Consider the following 21,631-nt stretch of genomic DNA (forward strand, 5'->3'; position numbering starts at 1 on the left):
CCGGCGCCACCGTGACCATCACCTATGTGGACGATGCCCCGGCGCCGATCGCGACGGACGATCGTTCGGACGGGCACCGTATCGGTGATGTGGTGACGGTCCCGGTGCTCGGGAACGATCAGGGCGATCTGGACCCGTCGACGGTTCGAATCGTGGATCCGGACACCGGGGAGCACGTGCTCGAGCTGACGGTACCCGGTGAGGGCACGTGGACGGTGGACCCGGAGACGGGGGACATCACCTTCACTCCGGAGGACGGCTTTGACGGGAACCCGACCCCGATCGACTACACGGTGAAGGACCGGAACGGGAACGAGACCGGCGCCACGGTGACGGTGACGTACCTGCCCGAGGCGTCGGATGATGAGTCGCTGAACAACCCGCGCGGTTCCACGGTGACGGTGCCGACGTTGGACAACGACAAGGGCGACCTGGATCCGTCGACGGTGCGAATCGTGGATCCGGACACCGGGGAGCACGTGCTCGAACTGGTGGTTCCTGGTGAGGGGACGTGGGCCGTGGACCCGGAGACGGGGGACATCACCTTCACTCCGGAGGACGGCTTCGAGGGGAATCCCACGCCGATCGACTACGTCGTGAAGGACCGGAACGGCAACGAGACCGGTGCCACCGTGACCATCACCTATGTCGACGACACGACGCCGACGCCGACGCCGAGCCCGAGTGAGCCGACGCCGACGCCGAGCCCGAGTGAGCCGACCCCGACGCCGAGCCCGGGTGAGCCGACCCCCACGCCGAGCCCGGGTGAGCCGACCCCCACGCCGAGCCCGGCACCCGGAGAGCCGACGCCGGGCGCCAGCGATCCTGGCACGCCGAATCCGGGCGGTACGCTTCCGGTCACCGGCGCCGAGATGAGCTGGACGGCCATCGCTCTCGGTATTGCTTTCCTCGCCGGTGGCGGACTGTTCCTCGCGTACCGGCGGCGCCGGTCCTGACCGTTCGCCCCGATCGTGCCCCGCGGCTCCTCCGAGAGCCGCGGGGCACGACCGGGTCGCGGCCGAGACGATCGCCGCGTCACGCCGCCCCGGTATACCGATGCACGGCGCGGGGGAGTGTGCGGTTTTCGCGGGCACGCTAAGGTGTTCAACGCGATACGGACTGTGTCGCGACATCATCCATCGGGAGGGACCATGGACGACTCCATCTATTACGACGGGGGCTACATCGCCTTCATGCTCGGGATCATGGGCTTCGCGCTCGTGTTCGCCGTCATCTTCTACGTCATCGGCTCGATCTTCCTCATGAAGATCTTCGAGAAGGCCGGTGTGCAGGGGAAGTGGCGGGCGTGGGTTCCCGTGTACAACAGCATGATCTTCCTCAAGCTCGGCGACATGAGCCCGTGGCTGATCCTCTACGCCATCGGTGCCTCCGTGCTGCTGGGCTGGATCCCCGTCCTCGGCCAGATCGTCGCACTTGCCGCGGGCGTCCTGATGGTCATCGCCGCATGGCGCGTGGGCCTGAAGCTGCAGAAGGAGGCTGTCTGGGTCGTCCTCTACATCTTCCTCAGCCTGGTCTGGATGGGTATCGCGGCGTTCGACAAGTCTCGCTGGAACCCGAACATCGCCCCGGCGCCGTGGGCGAACAACGCCTTCTTCGCCGACCGCACGCAGTGGGAGGGAATCCCGGTGCAGCCGTCCGCGCAGCCCCAGGCGGGCGGCGCCTATGGCGCGGCCCAGGGCTACGCGCCGGCTCCCGAGGGCTACCAGCCCCCGGCTCCGCAGGGATACGCGCCGCCGGCCCAGCCCGGATACGCACCCCCGGCGCAGCCCGGGTACGCCCCGCCGTCGGCCCCGGAGACCGGGGCGGGCGTGCCGCCGGTTCCTCCCGTTCCTCCGGTCCCGCCGGTGACGCCGCCGTCGGCGCCGCCGGCTCCGCCCGCGCCGCCGACCCCGCCGTCGACGGAGCCGGAGAAGCCCGCCGACCCCAACACGCCCCCCGCGTAAGCGGCAGCAAGGCCCTCGGTCCTCGGACCGGGGGCCTTCGTCGTGCGCTCGCCGCCCCCGCCTGTAACGTGGGAGGCATGGTGACCACAGATCGTCGTGTCGGCTCCTCCGGGCTGCTCGTGTCCGCCACCGGACTCGGATGCAACAACTTCGGAAGGGCCGGGACCGTCACCGAGACCATCGCAGGCTCGCGTCTCGTGCTCGATGCCGCCATCGACAGCGGGGTGACCTTCCTCGACACCGCCGACATCTACGGCAAGGAGCCGGGGCTCAGCGAGTCGCTGATGGGCGAGGTCCTGGACGGGCGACGGGACCGTGTGGTGCTGGCCACGAAGTTCGGACACGGCCACTACGACATGGGGTACGACTTCCCCGCCGGAATGGGGTCTCGCCGGTACATCCGCCGTGCCGTGGAGGAGTCCCTCCGGCGTCTGCGGACGGATTGGATCGACCTGTACCAGCTCCATTTCCCCGACCCGGTCACTCCGATCGAGGAGACCGTCGACGCCCTGGACGAGCTGGTCCGTGACGGCAAGATCCGCTACTTCGGCCATTCGAACTTCTCCGGGTGGCAGATCGCCGAGGCCGAGTTCGTCGCCGCGCGGCGTCTCGGGCCGCGGTTCGTCTCGGCGCAGAACCAGTACTCGCTGCTCGCCCGTGCCGCGGAGCGGGAGGTGCTCCCGGCCGTGAACCGGTACGGCCTGGGCTTCTTCCCGTACTTCCCGCTGCACAACGGCCTGCTCACCGGCAAGTTCACGAGGGACGGAGGCCCGGCGCAGAGCCGCATCATGTCGACGCGATCCCACCTCTGGGAGAACGCGCCGTGGGATGCCCTGGATGCGTATCGGGCGTTCTGCGACGAGCGCGGGATCACGATGCTGGAGGCGACCTTCGGGTGGCTCCTCGCGCAGCCGGGCGTGTCCTCCGTCATCGCGGGGGCGACCTCCGCCGAGCAGGTCGAGGCCAACGCGCGGGCCGGTTCGGCATGGACTCCCTCGGACGAGGACCTGGACGCGATCGACGCGCTGTTCCCGCTGCCCGCCGATCCGGCTGCCGGTGCGGTCTGACCGGTCCGGAGCATCGACTACGATGTGTGAGACTCGAACGATCGCACGGATCGCGCGAGGACGGGGAGAATCCTGTGCCTGACACGCCGACACCGCACATGCGGGAGATCACCCTCCCCTCCGGCGACGTCGTCGATCTCCGCTGGGCGGGGGCGACCGACCGCGGTCGGCGGCGCGAGAACAACCAGGACGCCTTCCTCGCCGAGTATCCGCTGTTCGTCGTCGCCGACGGAATGGGCGGCCACGCCGGCGGGGAGATCGCGAGCCAGCGCACCATCGCCCGTCTGGGAGACGCGGTCCACGACGGCTCGATCACCGCCGCCGCGATCGAGGCGGCGCTCGCAGCGGCGATCGAGGACATCGCCGCGCATCCGGAGACGACGGACGAGGGCACCGGGACCACGCTGACGGGCGTCTTCCTCGACACGCACGACGGCGACCCGCGCTGGGTCTCCTTGAACATCGGCGACTCCCGCGTGTACCTCCTGCGGGACGGCGCGCTGGTGCAGGTGACGACCGACCACTCGGTGGTGCAGGAGCTCATCACGGCCGGTCGCCTCAGCCCGGAGGAGGCCGAGGGGCACCCCTACAGCAACGTGATCACCCGGGCCGTCGGCGTGAGCGAGGCGACGCCGCCGGACTACCGCGAGCTCGCGGTGCAGGACGGTGACCGCTTCGTGATCTGCTCGGACGGTCTCACCAAGGAGCTCACGGACTACGGGATCCAGCACTTCCTCGCCCAGAACGCGGACCCGGCGGACGCGGTGGCGGCGATGATGGCGGCCGCCCTGGAGAACGGCGGACGGGACAACGTCACCCTGATCGTCCTCGACGTGGTGCGCACCCCGGCATCCGCACAGGACGCGCCGACCGCGGAGCTGCAGACCTTCCCGGACACGTCCTCGTCCTCCACCGTCGGCGATACGACGGAGTAGTCCACGCAGATCGTGATCGACGCGCTCTGAGGGGCGTGCGGACGATGGACTGGGGTGATGGACCCCGTCGAACCGCTCCTGCTCCCCGCCGCTCCCGCTCCGCCGCGACGGACGCCGCTGCCGGTTGTGGCCGCTCTCGTGCCTGTCGCGTCCGGCACGACGCTGTGGGCCCTGACCGGCTCGATGCTCTCGCTCGCCTTCGCCGCGCTCGGGCCCCTCATGCTGCTCGCCTCCTTCGTCGACGCGGCCCGACATCGGCGACGCGATGCTCGGCGGGCGCGGATCGAGCAGGACGAGGCCTGGACGCGCGTGCAGCGCGAGTACGACGAGCGCGCGGACGAGGTTCGCGCGGCACTTCGTCGACGCTCTCCGGACGCCTTCGGCGTCCTCGTCGCTCCGGTCCGTCCGGCGGAGGCTCCGGAGGCGGCGACGGTGACGCTCGGTCGCGGCGCGGTCGCCAACCCCATCCGGTTCCATGGCGGGGACGGGGAGCGTGCCCGTCTCTTCCGGAACGAGCGGCGTCTGCTGGAGGACGTGCCGCTGACCGTCCCGCTCGCCGACGGAGTGTGCGTCCGCGGACCCCGCCCGGTGGCGGAGGCGGTCCTTCGTGCCCTCGTCGTGCAACTGTGCCTGCGTTTCCCGGCGTCTCGGATGCGCATCGTGGGAGAGGACCTCGAAGCCCTCGGTGTCGCCGGGCTTCCGCATGCGCACGGCCGCGTGCGGGGGACCTGGACGGTCCGCGTCGGACGGCGGGACTCGGCGGACGCCGTCGTGGCGACGAACCTGGTCGCGGTGGGGGCTGACGAGGAGCCGCCGTCCGGGCTCGCCACGGTGCTCGACGTCACGGATCCGGCGACCGGGCTCCTGCGCACTCCGTCGGGGGACGAGCGCTGTGCGGTCGAAGCGATCTCTGCGGCACAGGCGGAGGAGATCGCGGATGTGCTCCGCGACGCCGCCGATGCGGAACCCGGCCTCCCCGGCGCTGTCGCACTGGCGGAGCTGACACGGAGCCCCGCCGCGCCGGGGAGCCTCGGCGCCGTCTTCGGTGCCGGGACGCAGGGCGAGGTCGCGATCGATCTGGCGGAGGACGGACCGCATGCGCTGGTCACGGGCATGACGGGCACCGGCAAGAGCGAACTGCTCGTGTCGTGGCTGGCCGCACTGGCCGCGTCGCACGGACCGGAGGAGGTGTCGTTCATCCTGGCCGACTTCAAGGGCGGCACCGCGTTCGAACGATTGCGAGACCTGCCGCACGTCGCCGCGATCATCACGGATCTCGACGGCGACGGCGCCGCGCGCGGGGTCCGGAGCCTCCGGGCCGAGCTGCGGCGGCGCGAGACGGAGCTCGGCGCCTGCGGAGCGCGGAGCATTGCCGAGGCGGAGGGGCGGCTGTCGCGCCTCGTCATCGTCGTCGACGAGTTCGCCGCGCTCCTCCAGGAGCATCCGGACCTGGGAGCCGTGTTCACCGACATCGCGGCACGGGGGCGCGCGCTCGGCATGCACCTCGTCCTGGGCACGCAACGAGCGACGGGCGTTGTACGCGACGCGCTCGCCGCCAACTGCCCGTTGCGGCTCTGTCTCCGTGTGTCCGACCCTGCCGACAGTCGCGTGATGATCGGGGTGGACGACGCGGCGGAGCTGCCGGGTGACGCCGGAGGACGCGGTCTCGTCCTGGTCCGTCGTCCGCAGGACACCGCTCCCGTGCTGATGCGGGTCGGTCGGACGCAGGAGGAGGATCTGCGTCGCATCGCCCAGGACCATGCTGCGTCGCCGCGGGCGACGAGCCCGTGGCTCCCGCCTCTTCCGACGGACGTGGACGCCGCGACGCTGCGGGCAGCCTCACCCGAAGCGATGCCGGAGGAGGCCGTCGTCCTCGGTCTCTCCGACGACCCCGAACACCAACGGCAGCCGGTCGTCGTTCTCCGCCCCGGACACGACCGCGGTCTGGCCGTCTTCGGTGGGCCGGGAGCCGGCCGCAGCACGCTCGTGCGCACGGTGATCGGGCAGGTTCCGTCGCACCGGGCGATCCCGGCCGACCCGGAGGCAGCCTGGTCGATCGTCGAGGATCTGGCGGAGGGGCGGGCGGCGTGGCCTCGCGCGCTGGTCTGCGACGATCTCGACGCGCGGCTGGCGTCCTTCCCCGCTGAGTACGCCGTCGCGTGGGCGGAGCGCCTGCAGCGCGTGGTCCGTGCCGCGGCGACACGGGGATGCCTCGTCGTCTTCACCGCGTCGCGGAGCGCCGGGCCGGTCGCGGCCCTCGCCGACCTCCTGCCGCAGCGGGTGGTGCTCCGCATGCCGAGCCGGGGAGAGCATCTCGCAGCGGGCGGCGAGCCGGCGTCGTTCGATCCGCTGCGTCCGGACGGCCGGGCGAACCTGGCCGGTCGCGAGATCCAGATCGCACGCCTGAGCGGCCCCGCGGGACACCACGGCGCCGGATCGGCGACCGAGGAGCACCGCACTCCGCCCTGGAGGCCGTCGGCCGGGGTGTGCGGCGTGATCGCACCGTTTCCCAGGAGGACCGCGGCCGCGCTGACCTCCGGTGTTCCCGGGGTCACGGCCCGGACACTGGACCAGATCGCTCCGGGGACCGGGGTCCAGGACCTCATCGCGCCCTCGCGGACCCTCCTGCTCGTCGGCGAGGCGGAGGCGTGGCAACGGCACTGGAGCCTCTGGCACGGCGTGCGGGACCGGGGCGAGATCCTCGTCGTGGCCGAGGCGGCCCGTGAGCTCCGCACCCTCGTCGGCGTGCGTGATCTGCCGCCGTACGCACGTCCGGACGCAGGACGCGCCTGGTCGATCCGCGACGGGCGGGGCCCTGCCCGCGTCCTGCTTCCGCTCGAGGCGGACCCCGCCCGCGCGGCGGACGTTCCGGCGCCGATCGGCCCTCCGCAGACGAGGCGCGCGGCGCGACGGGCCGTAGCACGTGCGGACGGCCGGGAGGCCGGTGGAGCGTGATCCGGTCCGTCGAGAAGAGCCCAGGGCGGGACGCTAGATCCCGGCGGCAGGCCGGATGGACCCGACCTCGACGCCGCCGCCGAGCACGGCGAGCGGAAGGGCAGCGGCGAGCTCGTCCACCGCTGCCTGCTCCAGCGCGCCGGCGCGCAGCAGCAGCGTGGCCGCCACGATCGTCCTCGCCCGCAGCGAGCCGTCGAGCGTCTTGAGTGCCACCGTGGCGCCGTTCGGGGCGACCATGACCATGACGCCCTCGGCGCCGCCCTTCACGAACACGCCCAGCTTCTCGATCGCGAGCGTGTCGGGGCGTCCCGGTCCGTCGATCGTCCACGGCCGTTCCCGGACGGTCCGCACCAGCGTGCCGGCGACCCGGTGCAGGGCGAACGGGGAGCGCTCCGAGGCCGTTCCGATGCGGTGCACCGCGCGAGCGAGGCCCATCAGGGTCAGCGCGTGCACCGGAGCGCCGCAGCCGTCGACGACCGTCGCGGAGATCTTCTCCCCGGACAGGCGCTCGACGACGTCGCGGATGTGGAGTTGGAGCGGGTGGTCGGGCGCGAGGTAGCCGTCGGTGGGCCACCCCGTCGCCACGCAGGCCCGCAGCATCGCCGCGTGCTTGCCGGAGCAGTTCATCCGGATCCGGGTCGGCTCGCCGTGATCCCGCACGAGCTCGTCGCGCGTCGCGGAGTCGGACGGCCAGTCGGCGGGGCAGCCGAGGTCGTCCTCGGTGAGTCCGCCCTCCACCAGCATCGAGCGCACGATCTCGACGTGTCGGTCGGTGCCGGCGTGGCTGGCGGTCGCGAGCCCGAGCTGCTCGCCCTCGAGCGGCGCGCCCGCGGTGAGGCAGGCGATCGCCTGCAGCGGCTTGAGACTCGAGCGCGGCAGCACGAGGGCGCTCGCGTTCCCGTGCGCGGCGACGACCTCGCCCTCGGGGGACAGGACCACCGCGGCGCCCACGTGGCGGGATTCGACGAAACCTCCCCGCTCGACGACGGCGAGTTCGACGGCATCCTGAACGGTCAGAGTCTCCACCACGTCCGCCAGCCTACCGGCGTGCGTGGCACGATGACGGGATGGACATCGGGACGCACGGCTACGCACTCACGACGACCTGGACGGGCAACCGGGGGACCGGAACGAGCGGGTATCGCGACTATGCGCGCGACGTCACGATCTCGATCACCGGGAAGCCGGACCTCCTCGCCTCCTCGGACAAGCCCTTCCGCGGAGACCCGTCGCGTTGGAACCCCGAGGACCTGCTCCTGGCGGCGCTGTCGGAGTGCCACCTGCTGTCGTATCTGCACGCGTGCGTGACGGCGGGAGTGGTCGTCGTGGAGTACCGGGACGACGCCCGCGGCACGATGGTGGAGGACGGCAGGGGCGGAGGCGCCTTCACCGAGGTCGTGCTGCGACCGGTCGTCACCGTCGCCGACGAGTCCATGGTCCCGGCGGCGCGCGACGCGCACACGCAGGCGCGCGAGTGGTGCTTCATCGCGAACTCGGTGTCGTTCCCGGTCCGGCACGAGGCGACGATCCGGGTGGCGCCGTGAGTCGCTGAGGCCGGCCTCAGCGGCGCTCGTGAGGGAGGGCCTGCTTGATCTTCTCGATCGCGCCCTGCGCGGGGACCTCGTTGTAGACGCCGGCGAGCTCCTGCCCGGACAGCGCGTGGATCGCGGACATGATCTCGTCCGTGGCCTGACGGCGGGCCCGTCCCGACGTGGCCGGCCCATGGTGCGAGAGGTCGAGCGGCTCGCCGAAGCGGACCGTGACCCGGGTCCCGAGCCGAGGCATGCTCGCACCCACCGGCATCGCATCGGCCGTGCCGATCAGGCCGACGGGCACGACGGGGGCTCCGGTCTGCAGCGCCAGGAACGCGGCGCCGGTGCGGCCCTTGTACAGGCGCCCGTCGGTCGAGCGCGTGCCTTCGGGGTAGAGCGCGACGGCGAGCCCTTCGTCGAGCAGACGGCGCTGCTGGTCCAGCGCGTCGAGCGCCGCCTGCCCCGCACCGCGATTGACCGGGATCGCGCCGACGGAGCGCATGAACCCGCCCACCATCCGGCCCTTCATCCCCTTGCCCTCGAAGTAGCTCGACTTCGCCAGGAAGTGCACACGACGCGGAGCCGCGACCGGGATCGCGACGGAGTCGATGAACGACAGATGGTTGGAGGCGATGATGACGGGTCCGGTCTTGGGCACGTTCCGCCGTCCCTCCACGCGGGGGCGGTAGATGAGACGGGCCAGCGGCGCGAGCACCGCGCGTCCGAACAGGTACAGGAAGCCGGCGCGATGCAGCTCCGCCTCATCGACGGCTGTCGGGTCCGGGGCGTCTTCGGCGGGCTGGGGCTCGGGAGTCACCCGACAAGGGTAGGGCAGCGTCCATGCCGGCGCGGGCATGCTCCCGCGCGCCGCCGGCCCAGCCCTTTCTGGCGCGTCTCCCAGGCGCGGCAAAGCCCGGCGGGCGAGGATGGGGTGTTCCCGATCGATGTCTCCCGAGGTTCTCCGTGCGCAATCGTCTCGTCGCCGCTTTCTCCGCCGCCGCTGTGTCGGCGCTCCTGCTCTCCGGCTGCGCAGGCGCAGCGGAGTCCCCTGATCCGACCTCGTCGCCGTCGGCGGGCTCCTGCCTCATCAACGCGCAGCCTGGGCCGGCGTCCGATGCGGTCGAGGTCCAAGGGGCCGGACTCGACGCGGCCATCACCGTCCCCGCCGGAACGGAGGTCTCCGATCTCGAACGAACGGTCGTGACCGAGGGCGACGGCGAGGACGTCAAGCCGGGCGACTTCGTGTCGGCGCGGTACAAGATCGTCGACGCCACGACCAACGAGGTGCTTGAGACCTCCGAGCGCGGTCCGGATGGCACGCTTCCGGTGCTGCTGAGCAGCAACACCGGAGGGCAGATCTACGACTCCACCCAATCGCCGATCTTCGTCGCGGCGCTCGAGTGCGTGCCGCTCGGCTCCGAGGTCGTCCTCGCCCTCCCCGGCCAGGAGGGGCAGAACCCCGTCGTGATCTATGTGCAGTCGATCGAGGAGCTCAGCACCATCGCGACCGGGAAGGAGGTCGACGCGCCCAAGGGCATGCCCGCCGTGAAGCTTGCGGAGGACGGCGCGCCCACGATCACGATCCCGGACGGCGACGTGCCCACCGAGACCACGGTCGGGGTGCTGAAGGAGGGCGACGGGCCCGAGGTGTCGCCCGGTGATCTCGTGACCGTGCAGTACCGCGGTGTGAAGTGGAGCGACGGCAGTGAGTTCGACTCATCGTGGAAGCGGGATGCCTTTCCCGCGCAGTTCCCGACGACCGGGGTGGTGGCCGGCTTCAAGGCGGCCTTGGAGGGGCAGAAGGTCGGCTCGCAGGTGATCGTGCAGATGCCGCCGAAGGACGCGTACGGCGAGAAGAGCGACAGCAACGCGAGCGAGCTGGCCGGAGAGGCGCTGGTGTTCGTGGTGGACATCGTCGGCACGACGCCGCTGATCACGACTCCGGCCCAGTAGCGCGGCGTCCGGGCTCCGCGTCGCTGCGCCCGGCGCCGTAGGCTGGCGTCATGCGTCGCATCATCGTCCTCGGCTCGACCGGTTCCGTCGGCACCCAGGCGCTGGACGTGATCCGCGCCCATCCCCGCCGTTTCGAGGTCGTCGGGCTGGCCGCGGGAACGGACGCGCGGACCCTCGCCGCGCAGGCCGAGGAGTTCGGGGTGGAGAACACCGCGCTCGGCGCATCCGAGGCGGAGCAGCTGGTCCGGGACGTCGACGCCGACGTCGTGCTCAACGCGATCACCGGCTCGGTGGGACTCGGCAGCACGCTGGCCGCGCTGCGTGCCGGGAGGACCCTCGCGCTGGCGAACAAGGAGTCGCTCATCGTCGGGGGATCCCTGGTCACGGCGGCTGCGCAGCCCGGGCAGATCGTGTCGGTGGACTCCGAGCACTCGGCGATCGCACAGGCGCTGCGCTCGGGCGGGCACGGCGAGGTCCGCCGGCTGATCGTCACCGCGTCGGGCGGTCCCTTCCGCGGGAGGTCCCGCGCCGAGATGGCGGGGATCACGCCGGAGCAGGCCCTCGCGCATCCGACCTGGGACATGGGCAAGGTCATCACCACCAACTCGGCGACGCTCGTGAACAAGGGTCTCGAGGTCATCGAGGCGCACCTGCTGTTCGACGTGGACTACGAGGACATCGAGGTCGTCGTGCACCCTCAGTCCGTCGTGCATTCGATGGTGGAGTTCGTGGACGGCTCCACGATCGCCCAGGCATCGCCGCCCGACATGCGTCTTCCGCTCTCCCTGGGCCTGGACTGGCCCCACCGCGTCGGGGGCGTCGGGCGACCGATCGACTGGACGGCCTCCACGTCCTGGACCTTCGAGCCGCTGGACGACGAGGCCTTCCCCGCCGTCGCCCTGGCCAGGAGCGTCGGGCGGGCCGGCGCGACGTTCCCCGCGGTGTACAACGCCGCCAACGAGCAGGCGGTCGCGGCCTTCCACGACGGGCGCCTGTCCTTCCTCGGGATCGTGGACACGATCGCGGCCGTGGTGGACGCTCATGAGCCGCCCCAGAGCCTCACCCTGGAGAGCCTGGCCGAGGCGGAGGAGTGGGCGCGCAGGCGCGCGGATCTCCTCATCGCCGCCGGCTCCTGAGGGCGGTGCGGACCCCGACGGACTCGGCGTTCTCCTAATCCCGGACGGTAGCGTGTCCGGGTGGAGATCCTCCTGTACATCGGCGGCCTGCTGTTCATGCTGGTCGGCATCGGCGTCTCGATCGCGCTGCACGAGATCGGGCACCTCGTGCCCGCGAAGCTCTTCGGCGTGCACGTCGGCCAGTACATGATCGGTTTCGGTCCGCGCGTGTGGTCCCGCCGGTTCGGCGAGACGGAGTACGGCGTGAAGGCCCTGCCCGTCGGCGGCTTCATCTCCATGTCCGGGATGTATCCGCCCTCGCCCGCGGCGGACGGCGAGGTCGAGGGGGGAGCCGGCAGCGGGATGTTCCGCGCCCTCATCCAGGACGCCCGCACCGCGAACGACGAGACGATCGACCCCTCGCGCGCGGACCGGGTGTTCTACCGGTTGCCCGTGTGGAAGCGGATCATCGTCATGTTCGGCGGGCCCTTCATGAACCTGGTGCTCGCCGTGCTGATTTTCACGGTGCTGCTCAGCGGCATCGGGGTGCAGCAGGGGACGACCACCATCGCCACCGTGTCCGAGTGCGTGCTGCCTGCCGGGTCCACCCAGGAGGCATGCGCGCCCGGCGACCCCGCGGCTCCCGCCGCACAGGCCGGGATCCGCCCGGGGGACGTGCTCGTCTCCATCGACGGCGAGAAGGTCACGACCTTCGCGGAGGCCAGCGCGATCATCCAGGCCTCGCCCGGCAGGACGCTCGCGGTGGTCGTCGAGCGCGACGGCGGTCCGGTGGAGCTGTCGCTGACGCCCGTGGCCGCCCAGCGCGGCGAGGTGGACGCCGACGGGCGAGCGGTCGTCGACGAGCGGGGCGCGCCGGTCCTGAAGACGGTCGGGTACGCCGGGGTCGGCGCGCAGCTCGCGTATGTGCCCCAGCCGCTCACCGCAGGTGTCGAGGCGGCCGCGGACAACGTCGGACGCGTGGCCTCCATGATCGCGACCCTGCCGGTGCGGCTGTGGGACGTCGGCGTCTCGCTGGTGACCGGGGGAGAGCGCGATCCGAACGGTCCGCTCAGCGTCGTCGGCGTCGGGCGGCTCGCCGGCGAGGTCGCCGCCACCGACGCGCCGGTGCTCAACCGCTTCGTGGTGCTGTTCAGCCTCCTCGGCTCGCTGAACATCGCCCTGTTCGTCTTCAACCTCGTCCCGCTTCTTCCGCTCGACGGAGGGCACATCGTGGTGGCTCTCTGGGACGGGGTCAAGCGGGCCTGGGCGCGGCTGTTCCGTCGGCCCCCACCGAAGCCGGTGGACGCGACGCGCCTCGTTCCGCTCACCATCGTCGTCGCGGGCGTCCTGATCGCCATGGGCGCCCTGCTGCTCATCGCGGACCTCTTCAACCCCGTGGACCTCCTCGGCGGCTGAGCCCGGAGCGACACCCCGCGAACGCGAGGCGTGGCCGCCGGCGCGCCCGCGCGAGATCAGGCGTTCGCGCCGGATCAGGCGACACCGCCCGTGCGTTGCCTGAACTCGCGTGAACGCCTGATGTGAGCGTCCCGCGGAACGGGGACGTTTGACGGTGGCGCAGGGATGCCGGGCTGACCCGCGCTCGTCGGTGCGTGCAATGCATGAATGAGACGTGACGAAGCGCTTGCTTGGTGCTAGAGTCCAGCCAGTGGCCGTTGGCCACAATCGTCAATGTCAAGGGGTGCGTGCGGGACATCGAGGTCCCGCGCGGCACACACGCCCCGCCGCCGTGCCCCCACCCGGTCCGTGACAGAGAGGTCACCATGAGCCACCATGCATCGCACGTCTCCGCCCCCATCCCGACCCCCGCGATGGTGCGCCGCGCGTCCCTCGCGGGGCTGCTCGGCACGATCGTCGAGTCCTACGACTTCTTCGTCTACGCCTACCTGATCGTCTACACGGCGCCGCTCTTCTTTCCCGGGGAGGATCCCTTCCTGTCGATCCTGAGCTCCATCCTCGCCCTCGGCAGCGGCTTCCTCACCCGTCCGCTCGGCGGGCTGTTCTTCGGACGCCTCGGGGACCGGATGGGACGGCGTTTCGCCCTCATGGTCACCGTGATCGGCATGGGGGTCGTGACGACGGCGATGGGCCTGCTCCCGACCTACGCCGCGATCGGCGCTCTCGCGCCTCTGCTGCTCGTCATCCTCCGGCTCCTGCAGGGGTTCTCCGCCGGCGGCGAGCTCGCCGGATCCACCACGTTCGTCTCGGAGCACGCTCACCGCGGCAATCATGGTCTCCTCAGCACGATCACGCCGCTCGGCTCCGCCGCCGGGGCGTTCCTCGCCCCGGGAGCGGTGGCGATCATCACCGCCGTCCTCTCGGAAGGGGTCATGGCCGAGTGGGGCTGGCGGGTCCCGCTGCTGCTGTCGCTCCCGCTCACACTCCTCTGCCTGCTCCTGCGTCTCCGGCTGGAGGATTCGCCGGAGTTCCGTCGCCTCGCGGCGGCGCACAAGGTGGAGCGCTCACCGGTCCGAGAGCTGATCGTCGGCTACTGGCGTCCGCTGCTCAAGGTGATGGTGCTGACCGGCACGGTCCTGATGATCGGTTACATCCTGGCCGTGTACATCCCGCTGTTCCTCCAGCGGGAGGCGGGATTCGAGCCGGGCGCGACAGCGGTCATGGCCTCGTTGCAGGGGATCGCCGCGATCGTCCTCACGATCCTGACGGGGCTCGTGATCGACCGGTTGGGCCGGCGCAAGACCATGATCATCATCATGGGCGTCCTGGCGGTGTCCTTCCTCCCGGTCATGATGCTCATGAAGGCGACGGCCGGGAACTTCTGGGTCAGCGCGGCGGGCTTCTGCCTGCTCGGCGGCCTGGGCGGTGCGGTCGCCGCCCCGGCGTACGCGTCGATGACGGCCGTCTTCCCCGCACGCGTGCGCTACACCGGGGCCGCCCTCGGGTTCGGGCTCGGCGCCGCCATCGGAGGAGGCGCGGGGCCGTACCTCGCCGCGCAGCTCACCCAGCTCACCGGCAACCCCTACGCCGCCGCCTTCCTCGCCATCGGAGCGGCACTGGTCGGCATCGCCTTCATCCTCACGCTGCCCACGCGCGGAGTGGCGGACGACACGGGGCGGATCACCGTCGACGCGCTGGCGGAGGACAAGCCCGTGGCGGAGGTGCCGGTGCGGTAGTCGGACGCGGTTCGGGTGAGATCGGCCACCGGTGTCGATCTCGCGGTTGCCCGAGCGCTGTTCCTGTGAAACGGTTCCCCCAACCGTTCCCGATCAGGAAAGGACCGCCCATGAAGTACGTTCTGATGTTCACCTCCGACCCCGAGCTGGACGCCCGTGTGCCGGAGGAGGTGCAGGAGGCGGACCTCGCACGCATCCTCGAATGGCACGAGGCGAACGCGCAGCACATCCTCGACGGCGGAGCGGCGCTGCACAGCGCAGAATCCGCGACAACGGTCCGGGCCTCCGAGCGGGGTCCGGTCGTCGTGGACGGCCCCTTCTCCGAGGCGAAGGAGGTCATCGGCGGCTTCACCCTCATCGACGTTCCCGATCTCGACGCGGCGCTGGCCCTCGCCCGGACCTGGCCGTCCCTGGAGCACCCCGGCAACGCCGTGGAGATCCGCCCCATGTACGACGACGAGGAGCTGTTCGCCTGATGAACGGCGCACCGGTGTCGGACCGGGCCGCCTCCCGGTCCGACACCGAGCTGGCGCGGGTCGTCCGCGAGGAGGCCGCGCGGGTCGTGTCGGCGCTGCACCGCTCCTTCGGCGACCTGGACGTCGCCGAAGAGGCCACGTCCTCCGCGATCGAGGAGGCGATTCGGGCGTGGCGCCGCGACGGGGTGCCCCCGCGGCCAGGAGCCTGGCTGATGACCGCAGCCCGGCATGACGCGCTCGATCTCGTCCGGCGCTCGCGCCGACACCGCGAGAAGGTCGAGGCCGTCGCCGCCACGGCGATGACGGGTGCCGGGGAGGGCGCGCCGGCGCCCGCGGGCGAAGAGGCCGAGGAGGTGCTGGACGAGCGGCTCCCGCTCCTGTTCGGCTGCTGCCACCCCGCCATCGCACCCGCGGGACAGCTCGCCCTGACGCTTCGCGCGGTCGTGGGCCTCACCACGGCGCAGATCGCCCGCGCGACCGTCGAGCCCGAGTCGACGGTCGCGCAACGGATCGTGCGGGCCAAGCGGAAGATCGCCGCCTCCGGCATCCCCCTCCGTGTCCCGCGTGGGCGGGAGCGCGCCGCCCGGCTCGACCTCGTCCTCACCGTCGTTTCGGTGATGTACGACGCGGCGCAGCTCCGCGACGGCGAGAGCGCCGACCCCGAACACGATCTCGCCGACGACGCGCTGTGGCTCGCGGGTGTGATCGCGCTCTGTCTCCCGGACGAGGCCGAGGCGCACGGGCTACGGGCGCTTCTGCACTTCCATCGGGCGCGCGGACCCGCTCGCGTGATGGACGGCAGTCTGGTCCCTCTCGATGCCCAGGACCGTTCGCTGTGGGACGCGGCCGACCTCGCGACAGCGAGAAGTGCGCTGGAGCGAGCCGGTGCGCTTCGGCGACCCGGTCGCTGGCAGCTGCATGCGGCGATCGCGGCGTGCCACGCCGACGCGCAGGAGACAGCGGACACGGATTGGCCCCAGATCCTCGCCCTGTACGACCTGCTCCTGGTCTACGACTCGTCTCCGCTGGTCCGGCTGAACCGTGCCGTGGCGCTCGCCGAGTGCGCCGGGCCGCGCGCCGGTCTCGACGAGGTCGAAGCCGTCGGAGCACGCTTGGACGGCTACCGCCTCTGGCATGCCGTGCGCGCCGCTCTCCTGCGACGGATCGGCCGCGCCGACGAGGCTCGGGCGGCGGATGAGCGGGCGCGGCAGCTCAGCGGGAACGACGCCGAACGGCGCCTGCTCGACGCGCGGATCGCCGCGGCCGGCGTGGCAGACTGACCCCCTTCCGGGCCGCGCCAAGACTGCGCGAGATCAGGCATTCGCGCGAGATCAGGCGAACAAAGCGACAGGTTGCCTGATCCCGCGCGAATGCCTGTCTTCGCGTGGTTCCTCGGACGAGGCGCCGCGGCGAGCAGCCCGGGCGGGAGGATCAGGACAGGGCGTGTGCGATGAGCCGCTGCAGCGTGCGCATCCCGTCACGGGAGAGGATCGACTCCAGATGCCCCTGCACCGAGGCGAACGCCGGTCCGCGCAGGGCATAGACGTCGCCGGACGTCGGATCCGCGGACACTTCCGCGGCTCCCACCTCGGCCGTTCCCGGCGCCGCCCGCGCGGTGAACGTGTTGTAGAAGCCGATCGAGGCGTCCTCCTCGAACACGGGCACGGTCTTCTGCACTCCCTGATGAGGGCTGGGCAGCGGCGCGAGACCGATGCCCAGACGGTCGGCGAGGATCTGGTGGCTCAGGCAGACGGCCAAGAGAGGGCGGCCGGCGTCGAGCCGCCGGGCGACCACCTCCCGCATCCGGGTGATCCGCGGGCTGGACGGATCACGGGGATCGCCGGGGCCGGGCCCCGCGACGAGCAGGTCTGCCCGGTCGACGTCTTCGTCCGCGACCTCGCTCCAGGCGGCGATCCGCACCTCCAGGCCGAGATGGCGCAGCTGATGCGCGAGCATGGTGGTAAAGCGATCCTCGGCGTCCACGACGAGCGCCGTCCTGCCCGCGAACGGCCCTGCGGCCGAGTCGTCCTCCTGCGGCTGGATCCAGAACTCCGCGAGCCGTTCGTTGCGCGAGGCGAGGAGAGCGGCGATCGCGGGGTCGTCGGCGAGCCGAGCGGCATCCTTCTTCGCACCCGGGGCGTCCGCATCCGCCCGGGCCTCGGCGGCGGCGTCGCGGGCGACGGCCCCGATCGCCCCGAGCACCCCGGCGGCCTTCCCGTGCGTCTCGCCGACCTCGCCCGCGGGGTCCGAGTGGCGGACGAGGGTCGCGCCGACCGGGACGCTGAGGGCGCCGTCGCTCAGATAGACGGTGCGGATGAGGATCGGGGCGTCCACGTCGTGTCCGCCCTCCGCGTTCGGGGTGAACAGTGCGGCGACGCCGGAGTAGTACCCGCGCGGCTTGCGCTCGTGGCGCCGGATGACCGTGCAGGCGTTCTGCATCGGGGATCCGGTGACGGTCGGGGCGAACATCGTCTCGCGCAGGATCTCCCGCGGGTCCAGCCGGCTCCGGCCGCGGAGCATGTACTCGGTGTGGGTGAGGCGGGACATCTCCTTGAGATGCGGCCCCGTGATGCGTCCGCCGTCCGAGCAGACGGCGCTCATCATCTTGAGCTCCTCATCGACGACCATGAACAGCTCCTCCGTCTCCTTGGTGGAGGAGAGGAACGCGGTCAGGGTCTCGGCGGTCGCCCCGCCCGCCGGGTGACGGAAGGTTCCCGAGATCGGGTTCATCGTGACGATCCCGTCGCGGGCGACCACATGGGCCTCCGGGCTCGCTCCGACCGCGATGACGTCCGGGGTCACCACGGCGAAGGTCCAGTACGCACCCCGCTCGTGCTCCAGCAGCGCGCGGAACCAGGTGAGCGCCGCGTGGCGCTCATCCGCGTCGATGCGCGCGGTGTAGTCGCGGCGGATCACGAAGTTCGCGCCCTCGCCGCGCCCGATCTCCTCGGAGATCACCGTCTCGACGATCGCGGCATAGTCGTCGTCGCTGAGGTCGAACCCGCCGTCCCGGAGCGGGATCGCCTCGTCGGGGAGGGCCCGGCGCACCGTGTCGGCGTCCGCCGTCAGATGCTCCTCCACGAGGAGGCAGCGCAGCGGGGCCCCGTCGTCCTGCGCCTCGAACCCCCGCTCGCGCACCTGGCGGAAGGGGACGAGCGCGAACACCTCGCGGGATCCGCCGTCCGCCTCGTGCAGAGGGATGTCGGCGAGGAGATCGACGTCCCGGATCGGACCGGTGAGCAGTTCTACCGCGTCGGTGCCCTCGCGGGCGAGGAGGACGAAGGACGCGGAGGCATCGGCGGCGAGGGCGCGCAGACGCGCCGGGAGCCTGGTCGCGTCGGACTCCGGCGAGGCGGTGGGGGTCATCGGTGTCTCCTGGAGGGAATCCGGTGCGGCCGAACGACGAAGACCGCCCCGGGAGGGCGGTCTCGGTCTCGTGGTACGCGAACGGTCCGCCTAGAAGGCGGGCCACCAGCCACCGGATGACGGGCGGTCGGAGTTCACGGACATGCGCCTGAAGGTACCACACAGCGTGCATCCGGCCCTGTCGCGCAACGGACGACTACCCTGGAAGAGTGCCAGCCGTGAACCTCGGGATGCCCCGCGTCCCCGACATCCTGTCTCCGCGCCGAAAGACCCGTCAGATCCGGGTCGGCAAGGTGCTCGTGGGCGGTGACGCCCCGATCTCGGTGCAGTCGATGACCACGACCAAGACCACCGACATCAACGGGACCCTGCAGCAGATTGCCGAGCTGACGGCGTCCGGCTGCGAGATCGTCCGCGTCGCCGTTCCGTCCCAGGACGACGCGGATGTGCTGCACATCATCGCCAAGAAGAGCCAGATCCCCGTCATCGCGGACATTCATTTCCAGCCCAAGTACGTCTTCCAGGCGATCGACGCCGGTTGCGCGGCGGTCCGGGTGAACCCCGGCAACATCCGGCAGTTCGACGACAAGGTCGGCGAGATCGCCAAGGCCGCGAAGGACGCCGGCGTCTCGCTCCGCATCGGCGTCAACGCGGGCTCGCTCGACAAGCGCCTGTTGGAGAAGTACGGCAAGGCGACCCCGGAAGCGCTCGCGGAGAGCGCGCGCTGGGAGGCGTCGCTGTTCGAGGAGCACGACTTCCACGACTTCAAGATCTCGGTCAAGCACAACGATCCCATCGTGATGGTGAAGGCGTACCGGCTGCTGGCCGCCATGGGCGACTGGCCGTTGCACCTCGGCGTCACCGAGGCGGGCCCGGCCTTCCAGGGCACCATCAAATCCGCCACCGCCTTCGGGATCCTTCTCGCGGAGGGGATCGGCGACACCATCCGGGTCTCGCTGTCCGCGCCGCCGGCGGAGGAAGTCAAGGTCGGTCACCAGATCCTGCAGTCGCTGAACCTCCGCGAGCGCAAGCTCGAGATCGTGTCCTGCCCGTCGTGCGGACGCGCGCAGGTCGACGTGTACTCCCTAGCGGACAGCGTGACGGAGGGGCTCAAGGACATGACCGTCCCGCTGCGCGTGGCCGTCATGGGCTGCGTCGTGAACGGTCCCGGAGAGGCCCGCGAAGCGGATCTCGGGGTGGCCAGCGGCAACGGCAAGGGGCAGATCTTCGTCAAGGGCCAGGTCATCAAGACCGTCCCCGAGGCGGATATCGTGCAGACGCTGATCGAGGAGGCGAACCGGATCGCCGACGAGATGGGCCCGGACGCGCCGATCGGGACCGCCCAGGTCGTCACGGCGTGACCGCGGACCCGGGCGCGGGGGACATCCCCGGGGCGGACCGGTTGAGCGCCGCCCAGCGGGCCCGTCTGAGCGAGTGGATCCCCGGGGCCCGGATCGTCGCCGACCGGGGTTGGCACGGCTCCGTCTCGGCGTTCGTGTACGAGGTGGAGCACGACGGGAGTCGTCTCATCGTCAAGGCGGGAGATCCGTCGAACCACCACATCGGGCGGGAGCTCGACGCGCACGACGGCTGGACCGGCGTGTGGTCGCGGGACGGCATCGCGGCGCGGCTCCGGCAGGCCTCGCGGGAGGATCGCGTGTTCGTGGCGGACTACCTTCCCGGCGAGCTCGTGGACGGGACGGACGCGGCGTTCGATCCTGCGGTCCACCGCCGTGCCGGCGAACTGCTGCGTCGCTTCCACGACCAGGCGTCCCGCCCCGGCGACGAGGGAGTGCTCGACCGCGTCCGCCGCTCGCTCGCCTCGCCGCACCGCATCCGCCCGGAGGTCCAGGAGCAGGTGCGGGCGCTGCTCGACCGGCTCCGACCGGGGACCCCGGAGCTCGTGCCGACCCACGGCGACTGGCAGCCGCGCAACTGGCTCCTCGACGGCGACGATCCGGCCCGCGGGCTCCGCGTCATCGACTTCGGACGGTTCTCCTTCCGCAGCCGCGCATCGGACCTCCTGCGCCTCGCGGCGCAGCAATGGCGGGACGCTCCGTCGTGTGAGGATGCGTTCCTCGACGGCTACGGCGCGGATCCCCGCCTCGGCGGCGAGGGGGCGCACGACCACTGGACGGCGCTGCGCCTCGCGGAGGCCGTGGGGACCGCGGCCTGGGCGTACCAGACGGGCGACGAGGATTTCGAGGCACAGGGGCATCGCATGATCGCGGACGTCCTGGACGAGAGGGAGGAGACGAGATGACGACGGTGACGTTCGCGCAGGGGGACGTGCACGGCGACGCGCAGGTGGTGCGGGTGGACGGCGACGTCCTCGTGGTGGATGCCACGCCCTTCCATCCCGTCGACCACACCTGGCCGGACCAGCCCGGGGACACCGGATGGGTTCGCGACCCTGACGGGGAGTCCGTGCCGGTCACCGAGGCCGTGATGGTCGCCGTGTCCGACGACGGCGTCCTCGCCGTCGGGACGGACATCCCGGTCAAGCGGGGTGCCGAGGGATGGGCATGGGGCGTGGGGCACCGCCTCGGAGGCGAGGCGCCCGGATGGCTCGCTCCGGGGGCGCGCGTCGTCCTGGACGTCGACTCCGACCGCCGCGCGGGGTTGAGCAGGGGGCACACGGCGTGTCACCTCGCCTCCCTCGCCCTCGACCTCGCCGTCGCGGACCTCTGGCGCAAGGATCCGGGGTCGGACGCGCTGGGGACCCCCGACTTCGAGGGCCGCGCGAATCAGATCAGCCGCATCCGCCAGGACGGATCGGTCGACGAGTACCGCCTGGGGAAGAGCCTGCGCAAGGCGGGGTTCGACACCGAGACGTTCGCAGCCTCGCTCTCGGAGCGCGAGGAGCGGATCAACGCGCAGCTCGCGGCCTGGGTGGCGGCCGGCGCCCCCAGCCGGATCGAGACCGACGGTCCCGCCATCACGGACCGGCGTCGCTGGGTGTGCGAGCTTCCCGAGGGCACCGCCTCGATCCTCTGCGGCGGCACGCACGTCACGAGCACCGCGGATTTCGCCGCGATCCGGGTGACGCTGGACCTGTCCGACCCGCAGCTGCTCGTCATGACGACGACGGCGGTGCCGGCCTCGGCCTGATCCGG

18 protein-coding genes are annotated in these 21,631 nt (G+C 71.6%); 15 read left to right on the top strand and 3 right to left on the bottom strand.

Annotated features, from left to right (window positions below; genetic code table 11):
• The 5 genes from MR1_RS12370 to MR1_RS12390 all read left to right on the top strand — a co-directional run.
• A partial coding sequence (locus tag MR1_RS12370) for an Ig-like domain-containing protein (RefSeq protein WP_157518141.1) occupies positions 1-956 on the top strand: 956 nt, incomplete at its 5' end.
• 195 nt (positions 957-1,151) lie between these two features.
• On the top strand, positions 1,152-1,964 hold the full coding sequence (locus MR1_RS12375) for a DUF5684 domain-containing protein (protein WP_067247135.1): 813 nt from the start codon (positions 1,152-1,154) through the stop codon (positions 1,962-1,964).
• Positions 1,965-2,041: 77 nt separating this feature from the next.
• The gene (locus MR1_RS12380) at positions 2,042-3,031 is read left to right on the top strand and encodes an aldo/keto reductase (RefSeq protein ID WP_067247137.1); all 990 of its coding nucleotides are present in this window, start codon (positions 2,042-2,044) and stop codon (positions 3,029-3,031) included.
• Between the two features lie 74 nt (positions 3,032-3,105).
• Complete coding sequence (locus MR1_RS12385) at positions 3,106-3,966, top strand: PP2C family protein-serine/threonine phosphatase (RefSeq protein WP_067247140.1); 861 nt, start codon at positions 3,106-3,108, stop codon at positions 3,964-3,966.
• Between the two features lie 57 nt (positions 3,967-4,023).
• Positions 4,024-6,921, top strand: a complete 2,898-nt coding sequence (locus MR1_RS12390; protein ID WP_067247142.1) for an FtsK/SpoIIIE domain-containing protein — start codon at positions 4,024-4,026, stop codon at positions 6,919-6,921.
• Between the two features lie 33 nt (positions 6,922-6,954).
• Here MR1_RS12390 and MR1_RS12395 read toward each other — a convergent pair whose 3' ends face one another.
• Positions 6,955-7,950, bottom strand: a complete 996-nt coding sequence (locus MR1_RS12395; protein ID WP_067247145.1) for an asparaginase — start codon at positions 7,948-7,950, stop codon at positions 6,955-6,957.
• Between the two features lie 38 nt (positions 7,951-7,988).
• Here MR1_RS12395 and MR1_RS12400 point away from each other — a divergent pair, with 38 nt between their 5' ends.
• Entirely contained in the window at positions 7,989-8,465 is a 477-nt protein-coding gene (locus MR1_RS12400; RefSeq protein WP_067247148.1) for an OsmC family protein, read from the top strand.
• A 16-nt stretch (positions 8,466-8,481) separates the two neighbouring features.
• On the opposite strand, the gene MR1_RS12405 is transcribed toward MR1_RS12400, so the two are convergent.
• Positions 8,482-9,270, bottom strand: coding sequence for a lysophospholipid acyltransferase family protein (locus tag MR1_RS12405; protein WP_372449930.1), 789 nt, complete (start codon positions 9,268-9,270; stop codon positions 8,482-8,484).
• Between the two features lie 146 nt (positions 9,271-9,416).
• On the opposite strand from MR1_RS12405, the gene MR1_RS12410 reads away from it, so the two are divergent.
• The 6 genes from MR1_RS12410 to MR1_RS12435 all read left to right on the top strand — a co-directional run bounded on the left by MR1_RS12410 (position 9,417) and on the right by MR1_RS12435 (position 16,429).
• A complete protein-coding gene (locus MR1_RS12410) occupies positions 9,417-10,406 on the top strand; it encodes an FKBP-type peptidyl-prolyl cis-trans isomerase (RefSeq protein WP_067247153.1) in 990 nt (329 codons plus the stop codon).
• A 50-nt stretch (positions 10,407-10,456) separates the two neighbouring features.
• Positions 10,457-11,542 (top strand): 1-deoxy-D-xylulose-5-phosphate reductoisomerase, encoded by a 1,086-nt coding sequence (gene dxr / locus MR1_RS12415; RefSeq protein ID WP_067247154.1) that lies wholly within the window; start codon positions 10,457-10,459, stop codon positions 11,540-11,542.
• 60 nt (positions 11,543-11,602) lie between these two features.
• Positions 11,603-12,937 carry a M50 family metallopeptidase gene (locus MR1_RS12420; RefSeq protein ID WP_067247156.1) on the top strand — a complete coding sequence of 445 codons (1,335 nt, stop codon included), beginning with the start codon at positions 11,603-11,605 and terminating at the stop codon, positions 12,935-12,937.
• A gap of 365 nt (positions 12,938-13,302) precedes the next feature.
• Positions 13,303-14,673: an MFS transporter gene (locus MR1_RS12425; RefSeq protein WP_084344592.1), complete on the top strand. Its 1,371-nt coding sequence runs from the start codon at positions 13,303-13,305 to the stop codon at positions 14,671-14,673.
• A gap of 110 nt (positions 14,674-14,783) precedes the next feature.
• The gene (locus MR1_RS12430; RefSeq protein ID WP_067247163.1) at positions 14,784-15,149 is read left to right on the top strand and encodes a YciI family protein; all 366 of its coding nucleotides are present in this window, start codon (positions 14,784-14,786) and stop codon (positions 15,147-15,149) included.
• Positions 15,149-16,429, top strand: coding sequence for an RNA polymerase sigma factor (locus tag MR1_RS12435; protein WP_067247167.1), 1,281 nt, complete (start codon positions 15,149-15,151; stop codon positions 16,427-16,429). The genes MR1_RS12430 and MR1_RS12435 overlap by 1 nt, the downstream gene beginning before the upstream one ends.
• Before the next feature lie 151 nt (positions 16,430-16,580).
• On the opposite strand, the gene MR1_RS12440 is transcribed toward MR1_RS12435, so the two are convergent.
• Positions 16,581-18,515, bottom strand: coding sequence for an anthranilate synthase family protein (locus MR1_RS12440; RefSeq protein WP_067247172.1), 1,935 nt, complete (start codon positions 18,513-18,515; stop codon positions 16,581-16,583).
• 209 nt (positions 18,516-18,724) lie between these two features.
• Between MR1_RS12440 and ispG the strand changes: the two genes are divergently transcribed.
• The 3 genes from ispG to MR1_RS12455 are packed head-to-tail and all read left to right on the top strand — an operon-like array spanning position 18,725 to position 21,626.
• The gene (ispG, locus tag MR1_RS12445) at positions 18,725-19,876 is read left to right on the top strand and encodes a flavodoxin-dependent (E)-4-hydroxy-3-methylbut-2-enyl-diphosphate synthase (RefSeq protein WP_174522541.1); all 1,152 of its coding nucleotides are present in this window, start codon (positions 18,725-18,727) and stop codon (positions 19,874-19,876) included.
• Positions 19,873-20,778, top strand: a complete 906-nt coding sequence (locus MR1_RS12450) for a phosphotransferase (protein WP_255218148.1) — start codon at positions 19,873-19,875, stop codon at positions 20,776-20,778. The genes ispG and MR1_RS12450 overlap by 4 nt, the downstream gene beginning before the upstream one ends.
• Positions 20,775-21,626 carry an alanyl-tRNA editing protein gene (locus MR1_RS12455; protein WP_067247174.1) on the top strand — a complete coding sequence of 284 codons (852 nt, stop codon included), beginning with the start codon at positions 20,775-20,777 and terminating at the stop codon, positions 21,624-21,626. The genes MR1_RS12450 and MR1_RS12455 overlap by 4 nt, the downstream gene beginning before the upstream one ends.
• Positions 21,627-21,631: the final 5 nt, after the last annotated feature.

It is taken from the genome of Microbacterium resistens NBRC 103078 (assembly GCF_001552355.1).
In the GTDB taxonomy this organism is placed as follows: domain Bacteria; phylum Actinomycetota; class Actinomycetes; order Actinomycetales; family Microbacteriaceae; genus Microbacterium; species Microbacterium resistens.

Excerpts from the sequence above, each read along its gene's own strand:
- MR1_RS12425 (WP_084344592.1), top strand. The coding sequence starts at position 13,303 with ATGAGCCACCATGCATCGCACGTCTCCGCCCCCATCCCGACCCCCGCG.
- MR1_RS12375 (WP_067247135.1), top strand. The coding sequence starts at position 1,152 with ATGGACGACTCCATCTATTACGACGGGGGCTACATCGCCTTCATGCTC.
- MR1_RS12390 (WP_067247142.1), top strand. The coding sequence starts at position 4,024 with ATGGACCCCGTCGAACCGCTCCTGCTCCCCGCCGCTCCCGCTCCGCCG.
- MR1_RS12440 (WP_067247172.1), bottom strand. The coding sequence starts at position 18,515 with ATGACCCCCACCGCCTCGCCGGAGTCCGACGCGACCAGGCTCCCGGCG.
- MR1_RS12430 (WP_067247163.1), top strand. The coding sequence starts at position 14,784 with ATGAAGTACGTTCTGATGTTCACCTCCGACCCCGAGCTGGACGCCCGT.
- MR1_RS12400 (WP_067247148.1), top strand. The coding sequence starts at position 7,989 with ATGGACATCGGGACGCACGGCTACGCACTCACGACGACCTGGACGGGC.
- dxr (WP_067247154.1), top strand. The coding sequence starts at position 10,457 with ATGCGTCGCATCATCGTCCTCGGCTCGACCGGTTCCGTCGGCACCCAG.
- MR1_RS12455 (WP_067247174.1), top strand. The coding sequence starts at position 20,775 with ATGACGACGGTGACGTTCGCGCAGGGGGACGTGCACGGCGACGCGCAG.
- MR1_RS12380 (WP_067247137.1), top strand. The coding sequence starts at position 2,042 with ATGGTGACCACAGATCGTCGTGTCGGCTCCTCCGGGCTGCTCGTGTCC.
- MR1_RS12435 (WP_067247167.1), top strand. The coding sequence starts at position 15,149 with ATGAACGGCGCACCGGTGTCGGACCGGGCCGCCTCCCGGTCCGACACC.